The following is a 14,994-nucleotide window of genomic DNA, read 5'->3' on the forward strand; positions in this document are numbered from 1 at the left end:
TTCCAATGCCCTGGGCCCCGGCTTTCGCCGGGGAGCATCAGGGGTCGGGTGACCGTCCACCCTCCACCTTCCATCGGACCCTCCGCGGCTCCATTGACAAAGCTGTAAATAGTGGCATTCTGCAACTGAATTGGCCGCACGAGACGGCCTGCAGAGGAGCAGCCCATGGCCACCCAGATTCGCGTTGAACCCGAAATCGCCAATCCGCTGGATGTGAGTCGCGCCGAGCTGTGGCGCGAAGACAGATGGCAGGAACCGATGCGCCAGTTGCGCGCCGAATCGCCGATCTATCGTTGCGAGGATTCGAAATTCGGCCCCTATTGGTCGGTGACCACCTATAAGCCGATCCAGCATATCGAAGCCTTGCCCAAGCTTTTCTCGTCCAGCTGGGAATATGGCGGAATCACTGTCGCCGGCGACGGCGTCGAGCATCTGAAAGAGGGCGAGATCCCGATGCCGATGTTCATCGCGATGGATCCGCCGCAGCATACCGCGCAGCGCCGTACCGTCGCGCCCGCCTTCGGTCCTTCTGAAATCGAACGCATGCGCGCCGACACCGTCGCACGCACCGCGGCGCTGATCGATACGCTGCCCGTTGGCGAGGCGTTCGACTGGGTCGAGAAACTCTCGATCGAGCTCACGACCGACATGCTCGCGATCCTGTTCGATTTTCCGTGGGCGGATCGTCACAATCTGACCCGCTGGTCCGACGCGCTCGGCGACATCGAAAGCTTTGACACTACCGAAAAGCGTTACGCGCGCACCGCGACCGCCTTTGAAATGGGCGCGGCGTTCAAGGAGCTGTGGGACCGCAAGGCGCTCAATCCCGGCCAGCACGACCTGATCTCGATCATGCTTCAGTCCGACGCGATGAAGCATATGAGCGAGCATGAGTTCATGGGGAATCTCGTCCTGCTCATCGTCGGTGGCAACGACACGACGCGCAATTCGATGTCGGCCTATGCCTATGGGCTCCACTCCTTCCCCGAAGAGCGCGCCAAGCTCGAGGCGAACCACGATCCCGAACTCGCGGTCAATGCGATGCACGAGATCATCCGCTGGCAGACCCCGCTCGCGCATATGCGCCGCACCGCGACCGAAGATGCCGAGTTGTTCGGCCACCAGATCAAGAAGCGCGACAAGCTTGCCCTCTGGTATGCCTCGGCGAACCGCGACGAAACTATCTTCCCCGATGGCGACCGGATCATCGTCGACCGCGAAAACGCGCGCCGCCACCTCGCCTTCGGCTATGGCATCCATCGCTGCGTCGGCGCGCGCGTGGCCGAGCTCCAGCTCACGACGCTGATCTCCGAAATGCAGAAGCGGCGCCTGCGCGTGAACGTCCTTGCCGAGCCCGAGCGCGTGAACGCCAGCTTCGTCCACGGCTATCGCCATATGCAGGTCGAACTCGAAAGATATTGACCCGCCGTGTAACTAGGCGCACTCGGCGCGCGTATTTCGGGTAAGGAGTCCCGATATGATCGAACGCCGCCATCTTTTGTCCGGACTCGCGCTTGGCGGGGCGATCATCGCCGCGCCGATGCTGTTCGCCAAGCCCGGCAAGCGCCCGAGGGGTGAAACCGGCTGGCAACTGACCGACGCCGAATGGCAAAAGCGCCTGACGCCGATGCAGTTTCGCGTCCTGCGACAGGCCGCCACCGAGCGCCCGTTCACGAGCGCGCTCAACAGCGAACATCGCGCCGGCACCTTCCGTTGCGCCGGCTGCGCGCTGCCGCTTTATTCGAGCAAGACCAAGTTCGACAGCGGCACCGGCTGGCCCAGCTTTTGGGCCCCACTGAAAGGCGGCATCGCGACGTCGACCGACTATGAAATCGGCGTCGCGCGCGTCGAAGTGCATTGCAAGCGCTGCGGCGGTCACCTCGGCCATGTCTTCGACGACGGGCCGAAACCGACGGGCAAACGCTATTGCATGAACGGCGCGGCGTTGAGTTTCCGCGCCGGCTAGCGCGCGGGCCGAACCCGCCACACCGACAGCTGAGCATTCACGCCCAGCGGCACGGGCTCCAGCCAGGTCGGCGGATCGCCGGCATACAGCGCCGCGGCAAGCCCCGCCCGGTCCGCGCGGCGATAGGTACCAAGGTCGGCCGCCGCGCGGCAGAAAACGACCAGCGTCGCCTTCTGCTTGCGGACCAGCGGCTCGGCGACCGCGGGATCGCTGATGAACGCGCGGATCGTGTCGGCCATCGCCTCCTTGTTGCGGTGATGGCCTGTCGCGACGACGCTATGGTGCGTCCAGAAGATCAGCGGCGCGCCGAAATCGATCGGGGTCAGCACCGTCGTGGGCGCCAAGCGATTCAGCGCCGCAATCGCGCGCGTGTCGAGGCAGCTCGCACCCGCTTCGGTGGGCGCGGGCGCAGGACGCAGGCCGGGAAAGGCCCAGCCGAGAAGTGACGCCGCGGCGACGCTGGCAAACAGCGGCAGGATCAGCGGCACCAGGACCGATGCCAGGATGCGCACCAGCGGCGAGCGAAGCGCCCGCGCCCGGCGCCAGGCGGTGATCGTGAGGAAGGCGCAGCCCGGTATGGCGAAAAGATGCGCCGTCGCGACGCTGCGCAGCAGAAACACCGACAGCGTCGCCGCGCCGACCTGCGCGATCAGCACGGTCGTCCAGTTGAGGCGGATATCCGCCGTCTGGCTTTGCCGCCATGCGAGCAGCGTGCCGACGAGGCCGATCAGCGAGGGAAGCAGCGCATAAACGGCATCGAGCGGCGGCGAATACCAGATCGGCTGGCCTTCGAGAATCTTCATATACCAATATTGGACGACGATCGGATCGAGCGACGCAAAGGGCCCGCGCGCGCATTGCGGGCCAACCCACAGCAGCGTTCCGGCGGCCAGCACCGCGGCGCCGCCCAGCAGCGAGAAGCGCGCCCACGGCCGGGCGGGCACGACATTGACCGCCGCCGCAACGACCATCGCGACCACCGCGAACGCCGCAAGATACGGCGCCGACAGCGAATCGCACCAGCCGCCCGACAGGCCGGACGGGCCGCGCGTCAGAAACTGGACCAGCGCGGCGCCGCCGGCGAGCGCCAACAGATAGCCCGCCATCCGGTCGCGATCGCCGATATGCCCGTGCAGCATCCAGCGGAGCGCCGCGATCGCGGCGAACAGCGCGACAATCGGCAACCCCTCGATCGACACCGCGAGGAGGATCGCGGCGAAAAGACCGCCAAGCGCGCCCGCTTGCCAGCCTGAGGGACGCAGCGCCTGCCCCATGATCAGCATGGCCAGCAATATCTGCCAACCATGATGGTCGACGTGGAGTGGCTGGAATTGAAAGACGATATAGCCGCAGCAGATCAGCACAATCGGCGCGACATAGGTGATCTGCGGATCCGAAAGGCGGCGATAGCCAAGCACGCAGGCGATGCTGAGCGCGCAGCCGAGCAGCGGCGGCCAAAGCGCCATCACCACGCGTTCGGCCATGGCCTGGCCGACCATCGGCTTGAGCAGCAGGATGCCGACAGCCAGCGGCGCGTCGACGATTCGCGACCAGTGCATCGGCACGCCGCCGCCCGCGGGATCGACGCGATATTGCATCAGATCCCACCAGCCTTGCCCGGCGAGCAGGTCGCGGACCTGTGCCATCCGCATCGCATCGTCGGTATCCGAAAGATCGAGCAGGGCGATCGCGTGCCACCGCGTGGCGATCAGGATGAGGCTTATCGCAATCCACAGCAGCGCTGCGACGCGCCCCGGGGTCAGCCAGCGCGTGACGCGAGACGGCAGCGGATCTGCTCCGTCGGTCATATCCCGGCCGTGCGAAAGACGATGTGCCGGCGCAGCAGATAGCCGGTCTGGAAACTCACCGCGATCGCGGCGAGCTTCGCAAACCGGGGATCGATGCCCAGCGCGGTACCCGTCCCGACGATCGCCGTGGTCAGCGCCAGTCCGACCAGCGCCGAACCGACAAAGAGCCATTTCTGCTGATGACGCTCGCCCGATCCGGGCGCGGCTGCGCTGTCGGCAAAGACCAGGCGGCTCGACACGAGCCAATGGACCAGGATTCCAGAGCTATAGCCCGTCGCCGACGCAGGTATCGAAGGCAATCCGGCATCCAGAAGCAGCAGGAACAGCCCCATGTCGCAACACAGCGCGACGCCGCTCGCGAACAGATAGCCGAGCCAGCGATTCTGGCCGCGACGGATCGCACCGACCGCTCCATGGAATGATTGCAGCATGGCGTCGAACCTCAAGGCCAGGGTCAGGCGGCGTTCGCCATGCGCGTCGGAACGTCGCGTACCGACGCCAGTGCGGCCTGTTCGCCCTCGGTGCCGCTTTCGTGATATTCGGCATCCTCGTTGACGCCCCAGATGTCATAGACGCGCGCACCGGCGACGATATTGCGCACCGTCAGCATCGCGGTCATCATCGCATGATCCTGGTTATTGTATCGATGCATGCCGTTGCGGCCGACCATGTGGAGCGTCGGATAGCGCGCCTCGATCTCGGATCGCATCGTCTCGACATGCGCGGCATAATCGTCGTCATAGACCGGATAGGCCTTTTCCTGCCGCACCACGGCGCCGCCGACGACATCGGCGGGATTGCAAAGGCCAAGGATCGACATCTCGCGCGTCGCAAGCTGGACGAGCTCGGCGTCGCTCGACGCCCACAGCCCGTCGCCTTCGAAACAGAAATATTCCAGCCCGACGCATGCGAGCTCCGGATCGGGCACCATTTCGGGCGACCAGCTGCGGAAATTCTGGACGCGGCCGACCTGCACCTTGCTGTCATGGATATAGATCCAGTTGTCGGGGAACAGGTCTTCCGAGCGAATCTTGAGCGCAACGGTCAGGAAGTCGCGATATTTGAGGTTCGGAGCGGCGGTCAGCGCGCAATCGGGCAAGGGATGGATGCGCGCCGCAAGCTCGCGCATCGGTGCCGAGCTGATCACATGCGCGGCATCGATCACCACGTCGCCGTCGGGACCCGTCGCGGTCAGCCGCCAGCGGCCGCTGATCTGATCCTGCGTCAGCTGCTTGAAGCTGTGCGCCATCAACACATGGTTGCCGCCTGCGCGCACCTTGTCGCGCGCCGCATCCCACATCATGCCGGGTCCGAGCCGCGGATAGCGAAAGGTTTCGAGCAAGGTCTTGGTCGCCATGCCATCGTTCGGGCGCTTGTTGAGCCCGAGGCTGCGCTTCAGCCCGTCAAGAACCGCCGCGCCCAGCGAAAGCCCCTTGATGCGCTGCGCCGCCCAGTCGGCCGACATTTCGTCGCACGGCATGCCCCACACCTTCTCGGTATAGGTCTTGAAGAAGATCGAATAGAGTTTGCGCCCGAACTGGTTGATCGTCCAATCCTCGAAACTGCGGACGGTCTTGTTCGGAAACAGCTTGGCCTGCGCATAGCTCGCCATGCACAGGGTCGAACGGACGATGCCGAGATTCCACAGCGCCTCGAACGCGCGCAGCGGATAGCTGTAGAATTTGCCTTCGTAATAGATGCGGCTCATCCGCGGACGCTCGATGAAATCGTCGGGCAGGATCTCGTTCCACAGGTCGACGACTTCGCGGCTCTTCGAGAAGAAGCGATGGCCACCGATGTCGAAGCGAAAGCCTTCATGCTCGACGGTGCGGCTGATGCCGCCGACATAGACCGGATCCTTTTCGATCACGGTCACTGTATAGCCCTGCTTCGTCAGCAGGTATGCCGCCGTCAGACCCGCCGGGCCCGCGCCGACAATCGCGACGTCGACGCTGGTCGGACGGCCATTCGACACTGGAGTGTCGGTCATCGAATATTCCCCCCACAGACAAATAGCTGCTGATCGCCGCTTTGCGGCAAACATGGCTAAGGAGTAGTTAATGGTGCGGCTGGATTCTGGGCCGGATTCTGAGCCGGATTCTGGGCTGGACTGGCGTGCGGGGGACCCCGCGCACTGTTGCCGCTTTCATCGCCTGCATCGGTGACCACCGCGTCGCGCTGCTGCGGCCGCAGTTTCAGCGTCCCCAACTTGACGCGCGGCGTCGCCTTGCCCGGTACCGCGCTCAGCACAAGCGTCGGATCGAGCCGGAGCGCGGCCGCCGACGCCTTCGCCATGCGAACCGTGTAGCGGCCGTAAGCCACGCTCTCGAACAGGAAATATCCGTCGAATTCGGTCAGCGTGGACGCCCGCACCCGCCCTTCGGCATCGACAAGCTCAAGGTTCAGCCCCTCGATCGGATTGCCCCCGTCGCGCAGCGCAACGCCTTCAATCTCGCCTGCCTGCGTCATCGGCAGCGCGACGCGCGTCGCGACGCCGGGGCGCGGCGTGACGACCACGCCGGGCAGCGCCGGTTGGACATAGGGATCGGGCAGGCTGCCCGCGTCGATGCCGATCATCACGGGGCGAAACGGTTCGAGCCCGTCGATCATCGCCTGACCGCTCTTGTCGGTCGCGGCATCGATAAAGGCGTTGCCCGCGGTCAGCGGCACGCCCGCGATCGCGGCCTCGTCCGGCTGCCGGATGCCGTCGCCATTGTCGTCCATGAAGACATCGGCCATCACCTGGCCGCGACCGCCAAGCTTTTCGCTCGACATCCGCCAGCCTCCCCCTGCCGGTTTCGGCCCGAAGCTGAAGGCGAGCGACAGCGATGCCGCGACCGAGCCGTCGGTCGCGACCTCGCCAAAGCCGCTCAGCTGCAACATGTTGAAACGGCGCGTATAACCAAGGCCCGCACGCGCGCGGTCGAGCCCCTTGTCATAGCCGAGTTCGGCACGCCATTCGGCGTTGCGTTTGCCGGTCCACTCGCCGATCACCGCCATTCGCGTATCGGCGCTCGCGCCGGACAGCACAAAGCGCGCCTCGCCGCGCAGGCGGACGCGTCCAATCCGGGCGTTGGCGAGCAAGGTCGCGGTCAGATTGTCGGGCGGATCGGGGCCGGCGGGCGCTTTCGTGCGCGCCCAGTCAAGCTGACCGGTGAACGTCAGGGCGCGAAAACTCAGCGAAGCGCGCCCCGACGCCTCGAGACTCGAAAATCCGGCCGCGCGGTCGATCTTGGCCAGGTCGAAATGGAGCGGCAACACCGTCCGCCCCAGCTTCACCGCCTGGTCGACCGACAGCGAGTAAAGACCGTCGATCTTGCCGACGAAACGATCGGACACGAAACCGCCCCAGCCGCGCATCGCGTCGGCGCGAACATTGGTGTCGCCGAACGCCGCGAGCCAGCTCGCGCGTGCGGCCGCACCGCCGTCATCGGCATAACTGCCCGCAATTTCGAGCAGCGAAGGGCCGATCGAGCGCCGCAGCGCGACTTCGCCATAGCTCCGCCGGATATTCTCGATCATCAGGCTGTGAAGATAGGCCGCGATCGACGTGCGCGTGTTCAGCCCGCGCTCGATCCCCGCCGTGCCGCGCCATCCGCGCCGGAACGCGCTGCCGTGACGGCCGAATTCGACGAGGTCGGTGTCTTCCTGTGCGACGCCCGCCCAATACCAGGTCTGTTGCGGCGGGATCGAATCGATCCCGACCTGCAATTGCTTGATTTCGCGCCGGATCTGTCCCTGCGGCCCGTACATCACGATCTCGAAGCGGTTCGAGCCATATTGCAGCGGCACGTCGAGAAATTCGTAGCGACCGTCGCCGTTGGGGTTCGTGAAGGCAAGCAATTGCCCGTTGCGATAGAGTTCGGCGTCCCAACCGGCAGGCAGATCACCGCGGAAGCTCGTCTTGTCGAAACTGTCGGGGCGTTCGACCGGGCGATTGGTGATGACCGCGCCGCGGCCCGGCACCGATTGGGCGACAAGCCCCGTCGATAGCAGGCTGACATCGCCCACCGCATAATGCGTTGCACGCAGCCGCCCGAGCAGCCGCCCCTCGGGATCGGTGCGATAGAGCCGCATCCGCAGGCTGTCGGGCACGCCTTGGTTGTCGGACGACAGGCGCGCGTCAAAGCTCTGCCCGACCACTTCGCCGGCCGCGAAAATCTCGTAGCGCGCCTGCGTGTACGATCCGCCCCTCCGGTCCGACACGAACCCCGCCGACGCGACGACGTCGACCGACGGCGTCGCCCACGCCTGATAGGGCCGCGTCGCCTGCGGCAGGCTGGCGAGATCGAACGAGCCCTGCGGCCGAATACCCGCCGCGCGTGCACGCCGTTCGGCGGCAAGCTGGAAGGGCAGCTTTTCCTTCGCGTCGATGCGCAACACCGCGTTCGACAGGTCGGCGATGACGGGCACACCCAGCCAGCTGTTGAGGCTGGCCAGATCGACGCACCAGCCCGCCGGTACGTCGCGGATCGTGGTCGCGCCGATCGCAAAGCTCTGGCTGCCGACGCGAACCTCGCCCGCCTCGCGGTCAATCGTGATGCTGCGCCGCTCGTCGAATACCCAGCCGGTTGCGCGGCGCAACTTCTTGTCGACGCGCACGGCGAGGTCGAGCGCCAGCACCATATCGCCCAGATCGACGCAGATCCCCTGCGGCGTCTGATAACCGCGCACTCCGTCGCCCAGGCGATATTGGCCCGATCGCAGGTCGAACAGCCAGCGATCGTCTTCGTTCGGCGACCAGCTGTCTGCGCTCAAGGAAACCGGCGCTTTTTCAACGGCATGGGCGCCGGACGGAACGAGCCCGACCAGCGCCAGCCCGGCGGCAAGCGCCGGAGAATATCGGGAAAGGGCCGCGCGGAGCATCGGTCCGTCCGCGGTTCTCGCCTGGGCCCTGCCCTATTTCACCACCCTGTCGACCTGGTCGATCGTGCCGCCGCCGACTTCGCGGTCTTCGGTATAGCGGATCTGCACCGGGCCTTTCAGCTTCGCGGCAAGGTCGGGCGGAACGCGCAGCGACACCTTGCGCGCGCCGATCTCGGGATAGACGGCGATGCCGCGCGCCAGCAGCAACGGTTCGGCAACGCCGGGCCGCGTCACTTCGATGTCGCCATAGACCGAGCGGGTGCCCGTGCGCGAAAGGTCGAATTCGAGCGCCGGCCCGTCTTTGGTCGCGCCGACCCAAGCATTGCCGATCGTCGCGGTCGCGCCGAGATCGCCGACGCGCACGATGATCGGAATGGTGATGCCATAGATCGGCGTCAGCGCGATCGACACGCCGGTCGCCGCAGGCCTGGCTGGATCGAGCGCGACGGCGGGCGCCGCGTCGGGGACGGCGCGAAACAGCATATGCGCGCGATATTCGCCGGGCGCGAGGCCGTCGGGAATGCGCACGCCGACGCGGATTACCTGCGGCTGGTTCGGCGGCAGCGTGACGCGCCGCGGGCTGAAAGCGATCATGTCGAGCGCCGCGCGTTCGGCGGGCGTGACATTCGCTTCGTCAATCTCGTCGAGCCCGCCTTCGGGCGTCATCCGCTTGATCTCGAGGCTGATGCGATAGGTCGCCGGCTCGGCGCCGATATTGTTCAGCACCACTTCGGTACCGCGCGATCCGTCGAGAATGACGCGCGTCGGCGCGACAAGCAGATCGCCGGCCGCCGCGGCCGGAAAAGCGGCAGCCGACAGGACGGCCGCCGAGAACAGGCCCAAGGCCTTCACAAAGCGCAACATGGATACGATCCCCACAATCGTGCGGGACGGCAGGTGCCGCTCCCCTGGTTGGTCACATCCCTGTTGCGCCATCATGGTTGATATTTTGCTAACCATCGCATGCGTTCGCACGCGAACGCGCGATGCCGCCGCCGGAGCAGACAAAAAAGGCCGCCGAGGCTGGTACCCGGCGACCCTTTTGTGGCCGGCGCGCCCGAAAGCGCGCCGCACCCCCCACCTGAAAACTCAGGACTTACTGATAGTTGGCAGTGACGGTGAACGTCCCCGCATAGTTGCCGGCCGCCTGGCTGGCACCCACGCTCAGCGTGCCGCCGACCGAGAAGGTGCCGCCCGTCGCGCCGAGCGTGACGGTCGATGCCGAATAGGTCAGCGCCGCCGACATATTGTTGCCGCCCGAGGTCAGCGTGACCGACGTCGGACCGGTGATGCCGACGAGCGCGCCGCTCGTACCGGCGATGTTGAAGCCGGCAGCGGTCGTCGTGCCGATGCAGGTCAGGCCGGTGCCGCAGGTCGCGGCGCCCGCCGTCGAAACCGCAACGGTCGAAGCGGCGGTGCCGCTGACGATCGTGCCGAAGTCGAGGTCGCTCGTGTTCGTGAGCGTGATCTGCTGAAGGATCTTCGCCTTTGCAGTGGCCGTAGCCGTAGCCGCATTCGCCGCCGAGGCGTTCATAGCGAGAGCAGCAATCGCGGCGCCGATGAGGGCGCGCTTCATTCCAATGGTGCGCATATGATTTGGTCCCTTGAATTCGTCGAAACTCGAATGGAAATCCCACCCCATTCGCCGACCCCTTTAGCGGCGCACAAGTTCAGGCTTTGCCAGCAAGAATGGTTAACGGCGCAAACATATTTGGCCCGCGTTGCAGGGTGCAAGCGAGCGAAAACATGGCCTTAGGCCGCAGTTTGGCAAGTCGTGGGGACCGCCTATGGCCTGTTAACGGCCCGCGCTGACACAAATTAAGGGGACGCACGAAAAAGATTCGCGTGGTCCGAGCCGAATCCGAATCTCGCCAGCATGCGTTATCGCGGCGACGGCCGGACTCTCGTCTGTGCATCGGAATATATGGCGCGATCCCGGCCTTCGCCGCGATGACCGCCCAAGCGGATCAGATCGATTCGCCGCTCAGCCGCTGGCAGATCATGTCGAGCTGGTCGAGCGATGCGAATTTCAGTGTCAGCGCGCCCTTGCCGCCACCCGGATATTGAATCGCAACGCCGATGCCGAGCAGTTCGGACAGATGCCGCTCGACCGCCATGATATCGGGGTCGCGCCCCGCGCTGGCGCCAGCGGATTCGCTCGCCGGCTTGCGCCCGCCGCCCTTTTCGGCGCGGATCAGCGCCTCGACGGCGCGGACCGACAGGCCTTCGCTGACGATTTTGCGGGCAATCGCTTCGGCGCCGTCAGCCCCGATCAGCGCACGCGCGTGACCCATCGACAGCGATCCGTCGCCGACAAGGTCCTGCACATCCTGCGGCAGGTCGAGCAAGCGCATCAGATTCGCGACATGGCTGCGCGATTTGCCGACCAGCTTGGCGAGCGCTTCCTGGCTATGTCCGAAATCGTCGATCAGTCGGCGATAGGCGCCCGCCTCTTCGATCGCGTTCAGATCCTGGCGCTGGATATTCTCGACGAGTGCTATTTCATAGGTCGCGGCATCGTCCAGATCGCGCACCAGCGCGGGTATCTGGTGCAGCCCCGCGCGCTGCGCCGCGCGCCAGCGCCGCTCGCCCGCGACAAGCTGGAACCCCTGACCGTCGGGCGCACGCCGGAGGATGATCGGCTGGAGCAATCCGCGCGCGGAAATCGAATCGGCCAGTTCGACGATCGCCGATTCGTCGAAATGGCGCCGCGGCTGATTCGGCAACGGCCGAATCGACCCGACCGAAACATGCTGCACCGAATCGCCCGGCGCCGACGCCGTCTTCGCCGCGCCGCCCGGTGTCGCCAGCACCGGCGCTTCGACGGCGGCATCGCCGAACAGGGCGTTCAGCCCGCGCCCCAGCCCCGACGGCTTCTTTCTGGGCGCAGTCGATTCAATTTCATCTTTATTATCAGGCATTTATGCCGCCTTGCGGACGTTGGGAAGCCGATCGATCAGCTCGCGCGCCAGCGCGATATAGGCTGCCGATCCGGCGCAGCGATGGTCATAGATCAGCGCCGGCAGCCCGTGGCTCGGCGCTTCGGACAGGCGCACATTGCGCGGGATGACGGTCTCGAACACGACCGGCCCCAGCACTTCGCGGACGTCGTCCGACACCTGGTCGGTCAGGCGGTTGCGCCGGTCGAACATGGTCAGCGCGACGCCGAGGATGGTCAGCTTCTGGTTGAAGCGCCCGCGCACACGTTCGACCGTGGTGAGCAGCTGGCTGAGCCCCTCGAGCGCGAAAAATTCGCACTGCAGCGGCACGATCAAGGATTCGGCCGCGATCAGCGCGTTCAGCGTCAACATGCCGAGCGACGGCGGACAGTCGATCAGGCAAATGTCCCACTGCCCCGCCTCGGCGCTCGTCAGCGCCTGTTCGAGCCGGTGGAGCCGATCTGCGAATTCGATCAGCTCGATCTCGGCGCCCGACAGGTCCACCGTCGCCGGGACGATGTCGAGCCGCGGCACCGCCGTCGGCACCGCGCATTCGGCGAGCGTCGCTTCGGCGCGGAGCAGGTCGTAACTCGAATATTCGCGCTGCGCCTGCTTGATCCCCAGCCCTGTCGAAGCATTGCCTTGCGGATCGAGGTCGATGATCAGGGTGCGCCAGCCCGTCGCCGCCAGCGCCGTCGCCAGATTGATCGCGGTCGTCGTCTTGCCGACCCCGCCTTTCTGGTTCGCCACGCAAATGCGGATCATCGCTTTCCTCGCTGTTTGGCGCCGATTTGGCCGCGCCCGACCAAAATCCGGCTTTCGGCATCCGTGCGGCTCTGTTCCACGTGAAACATTCTCTGCCACGCATCGGGCAGCAACGCCAGTTCCTTAACCGCGTTTCGGCCCTTTGGCAGCAGCCAGCGCGTCGATTCGGTGGAAAAACGCGTGGATAAGGCGATGAGCTTATCAAGCGGCGCAAAGGCGCGCGCGCTGATCGTCGCGGCGGGACGCGTCGCGATGCGCTCGAGCGGCGCTTCGGCGACCTCGACATGCGACAGGCCCAGATCGGCCGCCACAGCGCGCAGGAAGTCGCACCGCCGCTTGCGCGATTCGACAAGCAGCATCGGCCGCGCGCTCAGGATCGCGACCACCAGACCCGGAAGCCCCGGCCCGCTGCCCAGATCGATCCAGAGCCCCTCTCTCTCCGGGTCGAGCGCCAGCAGCTGCGCGCTGTCGGCCATATGCCGTACCCACAGCGTCGGGACGGTCGAGGCAGCGATCAGGTTCTGCTGGCCGTTCTCGGCGACGAGCAATTCGGCAAAGCGGTCGAGCAGCTGCCACTGCACCGCGGTCGGCGCGAAGCTTGCCTCGATCCAGTCGCGCGCCGCGCCTTCATCTTCCAATAAGCTGGTCGTCAAAATCGCTTCCACCTATCTTGCGTCAATCGGGGCCCTGCGCGAACCGCGATCCGATGATCTTGTTCCTATCTGCGCCCTTGTGTCTTTGTGTGAGATCTTTTCCGGCCGCGGGCCCGGCCAACTCACGCAGCCCGCCGGCGACTGTGCACCATGATCGCGGTCAGCGCCGCCGGTGTTACCCCGTCGATCCGCGCCGCCTGCCCCAACGTCTCCGGACGCGCTTTCGACAGGCGTTCGACCATCTCGAGAGAGAGTCCCCCGATCGCGCCATAATCGAGCGCCGGATCGAGGCCGATCGCTTCGTTTGCGGCGAGCGAGCGCAGTTCGGCTTCCTGCCGCGCGATATAGGGCGCATAATGCGCGTCCTCGGCCAGCTCGGACAGGATCGCATCGTCGATCGCCTCCAGCTCGGGCGCGAGCGTCTTGAGCGACGCCATCGAAACGCCCGGAAAGCGCAACAACTCAATCCGCTTGCGAGCGACGCCATCGCCGGGGATCGCCATCGCAATAGCCGCATAGTCCGCAGTCGCGACCGGCGCGTCGAGCAACGCGGCCGCCCTCTCCCACTCGGCTCGCCGAGCGTCGAACCGTGCCGCGGTTTCCGGCCCCACCAGCCCGAGCGCAATCCCCTTGGGCGTCAGCCGCGTCGCCGCATTGTCGGCGCGCAGACGCAGCCGATATTCGGCGCGCGCCGTGAGCATGCGATAGGGTTCGGTCACGCCCTGGAGCACCAGATCATCGACCATCACGCCGATATAGGATTCGGAGCGATCGAGGATCATCGGGGCGCGGCTCTGCACCGCAAGCGCGGCGTTGGCCCCCGCGATCAGTCCCTGCGCCGCCGCTTCTTCATAACCGGTCGTGCCGTTGATCTGCCCCGCGCAATACAGCCCGCCGATCGCCCGCACCTGCAGCGTGCGGTCGAGCGCCCGCGGGTCGATATGGTCATATTCGACCGCATAGCCCGGCACGACCATCTCGACCGCCTCGAGCCCCTCCATCGTGCGGAGCATGGCAAGCTGCACTTCGGCGGGTAGCGATGTCGAGATGCCGTTCGGATACACCAGCGGGCTGTCGAGGCCTTCGGGTTCGAGGAACACCTGATGCCCATCGCGGTCAGCAAAGCGATGGATCTTGTCCTCGATCGACGGGCAATAACGTGGCCCAGCCGCGCCGATCGCACCCGTGAACAGCGGCGAACGGTCGAGATTCGCCGCGATGATGCCATGGCTGGCGGCGTTGGTCCGCGTAATCGCGCAAAAAATCTGCGGCACGGTCCGCGCACTGTTCCACGTGGAACAGGTCCAGTCGCCGTCGTCCGACGGCTGCTCTTCGAGGCGCGCCCAGTCGATCGTCCGCCCGTCGAGCCGCGGCGGCGTTCCCGTCTTGAGCCGCGCCATCGGCAGATCGGCAGCGCGAAGCTGCTCGGCAAGCTTATGTGCCCCCGCCTCGCCGATCCGCCCGCCTTCCATGCGTTCTTCGCCGCGAAACAGCTTCCCGCCAAGGAAGGTGCCTGTTGCGAGCACGACAGCGCCAGCGGTCAGAAAGCGGCCGTCGCCGAGTTCAAGGCCCTCGACGCGCGCGCCGTCCGCTGAGAGCGTCAGCGCCGCCGCTTCGCCCGCGACGACGGTGATTCCGTCTTGCGCCGCCAGCAACGCCTGGATCGCTTCGCGATAGAGTTTGCGGTCAGCCTGGATACGCGGCCCCTGCACCGCGGCGCCCTTCGACGCGTTGAGCATCCGGTAGTGGATCGCCGCGCGATCCGCCGCGCGCGCCATCCAGCCGTCGAGCGCGTCGACCTCGCGCATCAGATGACCCTTGCCAAGGCCGCCGATGGCCGGATTGCACGACATTGTCCCGATCAGCGAGGGGTCGAAACTCACCAGAGCGACACGCGCTCCCAGCCGCGCTGCCGCTGCCGCAGCCTCGGTTCCGGCATGCCCACCGCCGACGACGATGACATCGAATAGTGCGTCATTCTGCATGATCGAGGCGCT

The 14,994-nt window shown here is 65.9% G+C and carries 12 protein-coding genes; 2 read left to right on the top strand and 10 right to left on the bottom strand.

Going from position 1 to position 14,994, the window contains the following annotated elements; all coding sequences use genetic code 11:
* Positions 1 to 165 precede the first annotated feature (165 nt).
* The gene (locus tag ACO055_RS13255) at positions 166 to 1,422 is read left to right on the top strand and encodes a cytochrome P450 (protein ID WP_422059359.1); all 1,257 of its coding nucleotides are present in this window, start codon (positions 166 to 168) and stop codon (positions 1,420 to 1,422) included.
* 55 nt (positions 1,423 to 1,477) lie between these two features.
* Positions 1,478 to 1,966, top strand: a complete 489-nt coding sequence (gene msrB, locus ACO055_RS13260) for a peptide-methionine (R)-S-oxide reductase MsrB (RefSeq protein ID WP_422059360.1) — start codon at positions 1,478 to 1,480, stop codon at positions 1,964 to 1,966.
* Here msrB and ACO055_RS13265 read toward each other — a convergent pair.
* The 10 genes from ACO055_RS13265 to mnmG all read right to left on the bottom strand — a co-directional run bounded on the left by ACO055_RS13265 (position 1,963) and on the right by mnmG (position 14,982).
* Positions 1,963 to 3,774 carry a hypothetical protein gene (locus ACO055_RS13265; protein WP_422059361.1) on the bottom strand — a complete coding sequence of 604 codons (1,812 nt, stop codon included), beginning with the start codon at positions 3,772 to 3,774 and terminating at the stop codon, positions 1,963 to 1,965. The genes msrB and ACO055_RS13265 overlap by 4 nt on opposite strands.
* Positions 3,771 to 4,205 carry a GtrA family protein gene (locus tag ACO055_RS13270; protein ID WP_422059362.1) on the bottom strand — a complete coding sequence of 145 codons (435 nt, stop codon included), beginning with the start codon at positions 4,203 to 4,205 and terminating at the stop codon, positions 3,771 to 3,773. The genes ACO055_RS13265 and ACO055_RS13270 overlap by 4 nt, the downstream gene beginning before the upstream one ends.
* A gap of 23 nt (positions 4,206 to 4,228) precedes the next feature.
* Positions 4,229 to 5,764, bottom strand: coding sequence for an NAD(P)/FAD-dependent oxidoreductase (locus ACO055_RS13275; protein ID WP_422059363.1), 1,536 nt, complete (start codon positions 5,762 to 5,764; stop codon positions 4,229 to 4,231).
* Between the two features lie 56 nt (positions 5,765 to 5,820).
* Positions 5,821 to 8,640, bottom strand: coding sequence for a carboxypeptidase regulatory-like domain-containing protein (locus ACO055_RS13280; RefSeq protein WP_422059364.1), 2,820 nt, complete (start codon positions 8,638 to 8,640; stop codon positions 5,821 to 5,823).
* Positions 8,641 to 8,673: 33 nt separating this feature from the next.
* Complete coding sequence (locus ACO055_RS13285; protein WP_422059365.1) at positions 8,674 to 9,504, bottom strand: molecular chaperone; 831 nt, start codon at positions 9,502 to 9,504, stop codon at positions 8,674 to 8,676.
* Positions 9,505 to 9,736: 232 nt separating this feature from the next.
* A complete protein-coding gene (locus ACO055_RS13290) occupies positions 9,737 to 10,231 on the bottom strand; it encodes a DUF4402 domain-containing protein (protein WP_422059366.1) in 495 nt (164 codons plus the stop codon).
* A gap of 376 nt (positions 10,232 to 10,607) precedes the next feature.
* The gene (locus tag ACO055_RS13295; protein WP_422059367.1) at positions 10,608 to 11,561 is read right to left on the bottom strand and encodes a ParB/RepB/Spo0J family partition protein; all 954 of its coding nucleotides are present in this window, start codon (positions 11,559 to 11,561) and stop codon (positions 10,608 to 10,610) included.
* Complete coding sequence (locus tag ACO055_RS13300) at positions 11,562 to 12,344, bottom strand: ParA family protein (RefSeq protein WP_422059368.1); 783 nt, start codon at positions 12,342 to 12,344, stop codon at positions 11,562 to 11,564.
* Positions 12,341 to 13,009, bottom strand: a complete 669-nt coding sequence (rsmG, locus tag ACO055_RS13305; RefSeq protein ID WP_422059369.1) for a 16S rRNA (guanine(527)-N(7))-methyltransferase RsmG — start codon at positions 13,007 to 13,009, stop codon at positions 12,341 to 12,343. Before rsmG ends, ACO055_RS13300 begins: the two co-directional genes overlap by 4 nt.
* 110 nt (positions 13,010 to 13,119) lie before the next feature.
* Positions 13,120 to 14,982, bottom strand: a complete 1,863-nt coding sequence (gene mnmG, locus ACO055_RS13310) for a tRNA uridine-5-carboxymethylaminomethyl(34) synthesis enzyme MnmG (RefSeq protein WP_422059370.1) — start codon at positions 14,980 to 14,982, stop codon at positions 13,120 to 13,122.
* Positions 14,983 to 14,994 lie beyond the last annotated feature (12 nt).

It is taken from the genome of Sphingopyxis sp., from assembly GCF_965227415.1.
GTDB lineage: Bacteria > Pseudomonadota > Alphaproteobacteria > Sphingomonadales > Sphingomonadaceae > Sphingopyxis.

What these genes read in the sequence shown, in the direction of transcription:
- ACO055_RS13255 (WP_422059359.1), top strand. Translation starts at nt 166, where the DNA reads ATGGCCACCCAGATTCGCGTTGAACCCGAAATCGCCAATCCGCTGGAT.
- msrB (WP_422059360.1), top strand. Translation starts at nt 1,478, where the DNA reads ATGATCGAACGCCGCCATCTTTTGTCCGGACTCGCGCTTGGCGGGGCG.
- ACO055_RS13265 (WP_422059361.1), bottom strand. Translation starts at nt 3,774, where the DNA reads ATGACCGACGGAGCAGATCCGCTGCCGTCTCGCGTCACGCGCTGGCTG.
- ACO055_RS13270 (WP_422059362.1), bottom strand. Translation starts at nt 4,205, where the DNA reads ATGCTGCAATCATTCCATGGAGCGGTCGGTGCGATCCGTCGCGGCCAG.
- ACO055_RS13275 (WP_422059363.1), bottom strand. Translation starts at nt 5,764, where the DNA reads ATGACCGACACTCCAGTGTCGAATGGCCGTCCGACCAGCGTCGACGTC.
- ACO055_RS13280 (WP_422059364.1), bottom strand. Translation starts at nt 8,640, where the DNA reads ATGCTCCGCGCGGCCCTTTCCCGATATTCTCCGGCGCTTGCCGCCGGG.
- ACO055_RS13285 (WP_422059365.1), bottom strand. Translation starts at nt 9,504, where the DNA reads ATGTTGCGCTTTGTGAAGGCCTTGGGCCTGTTCTCGGCGGCCGTCCTG.
- ACO055_RS13290 (WP_422059366.1), bottom strand. Translation starts at nt 10,231, where the DNA reads ATGCGCACCATTGGAATGAAGCGCGCCCTCATCGGCGCCGCGATTGCT.
- ACO055_RS13295 (WP_422059367.1), bottom strand. Translation starts at nt 11,561, where the DNA reads ATGCCTGATAATAAAGATGAAATTGAATCGACTGCGCCCAGAAAGAAG.
- ACO055_RS13300 (WP_422059368.1), bottom strand. Translation starts at nt 12,344, where the DNA reads ATGATCCGCATTTGCGTGGCGAACCAGAAAGGCGGGGTCGGCAAGACG.
- mnmG (WP_422059370.1), bottom strand. Translation starts at nt 14,982, where the DNA reads ATGCAGAATGACGCACTATTCGATGTCATCGTCGTCGGCGGTGGGCAT.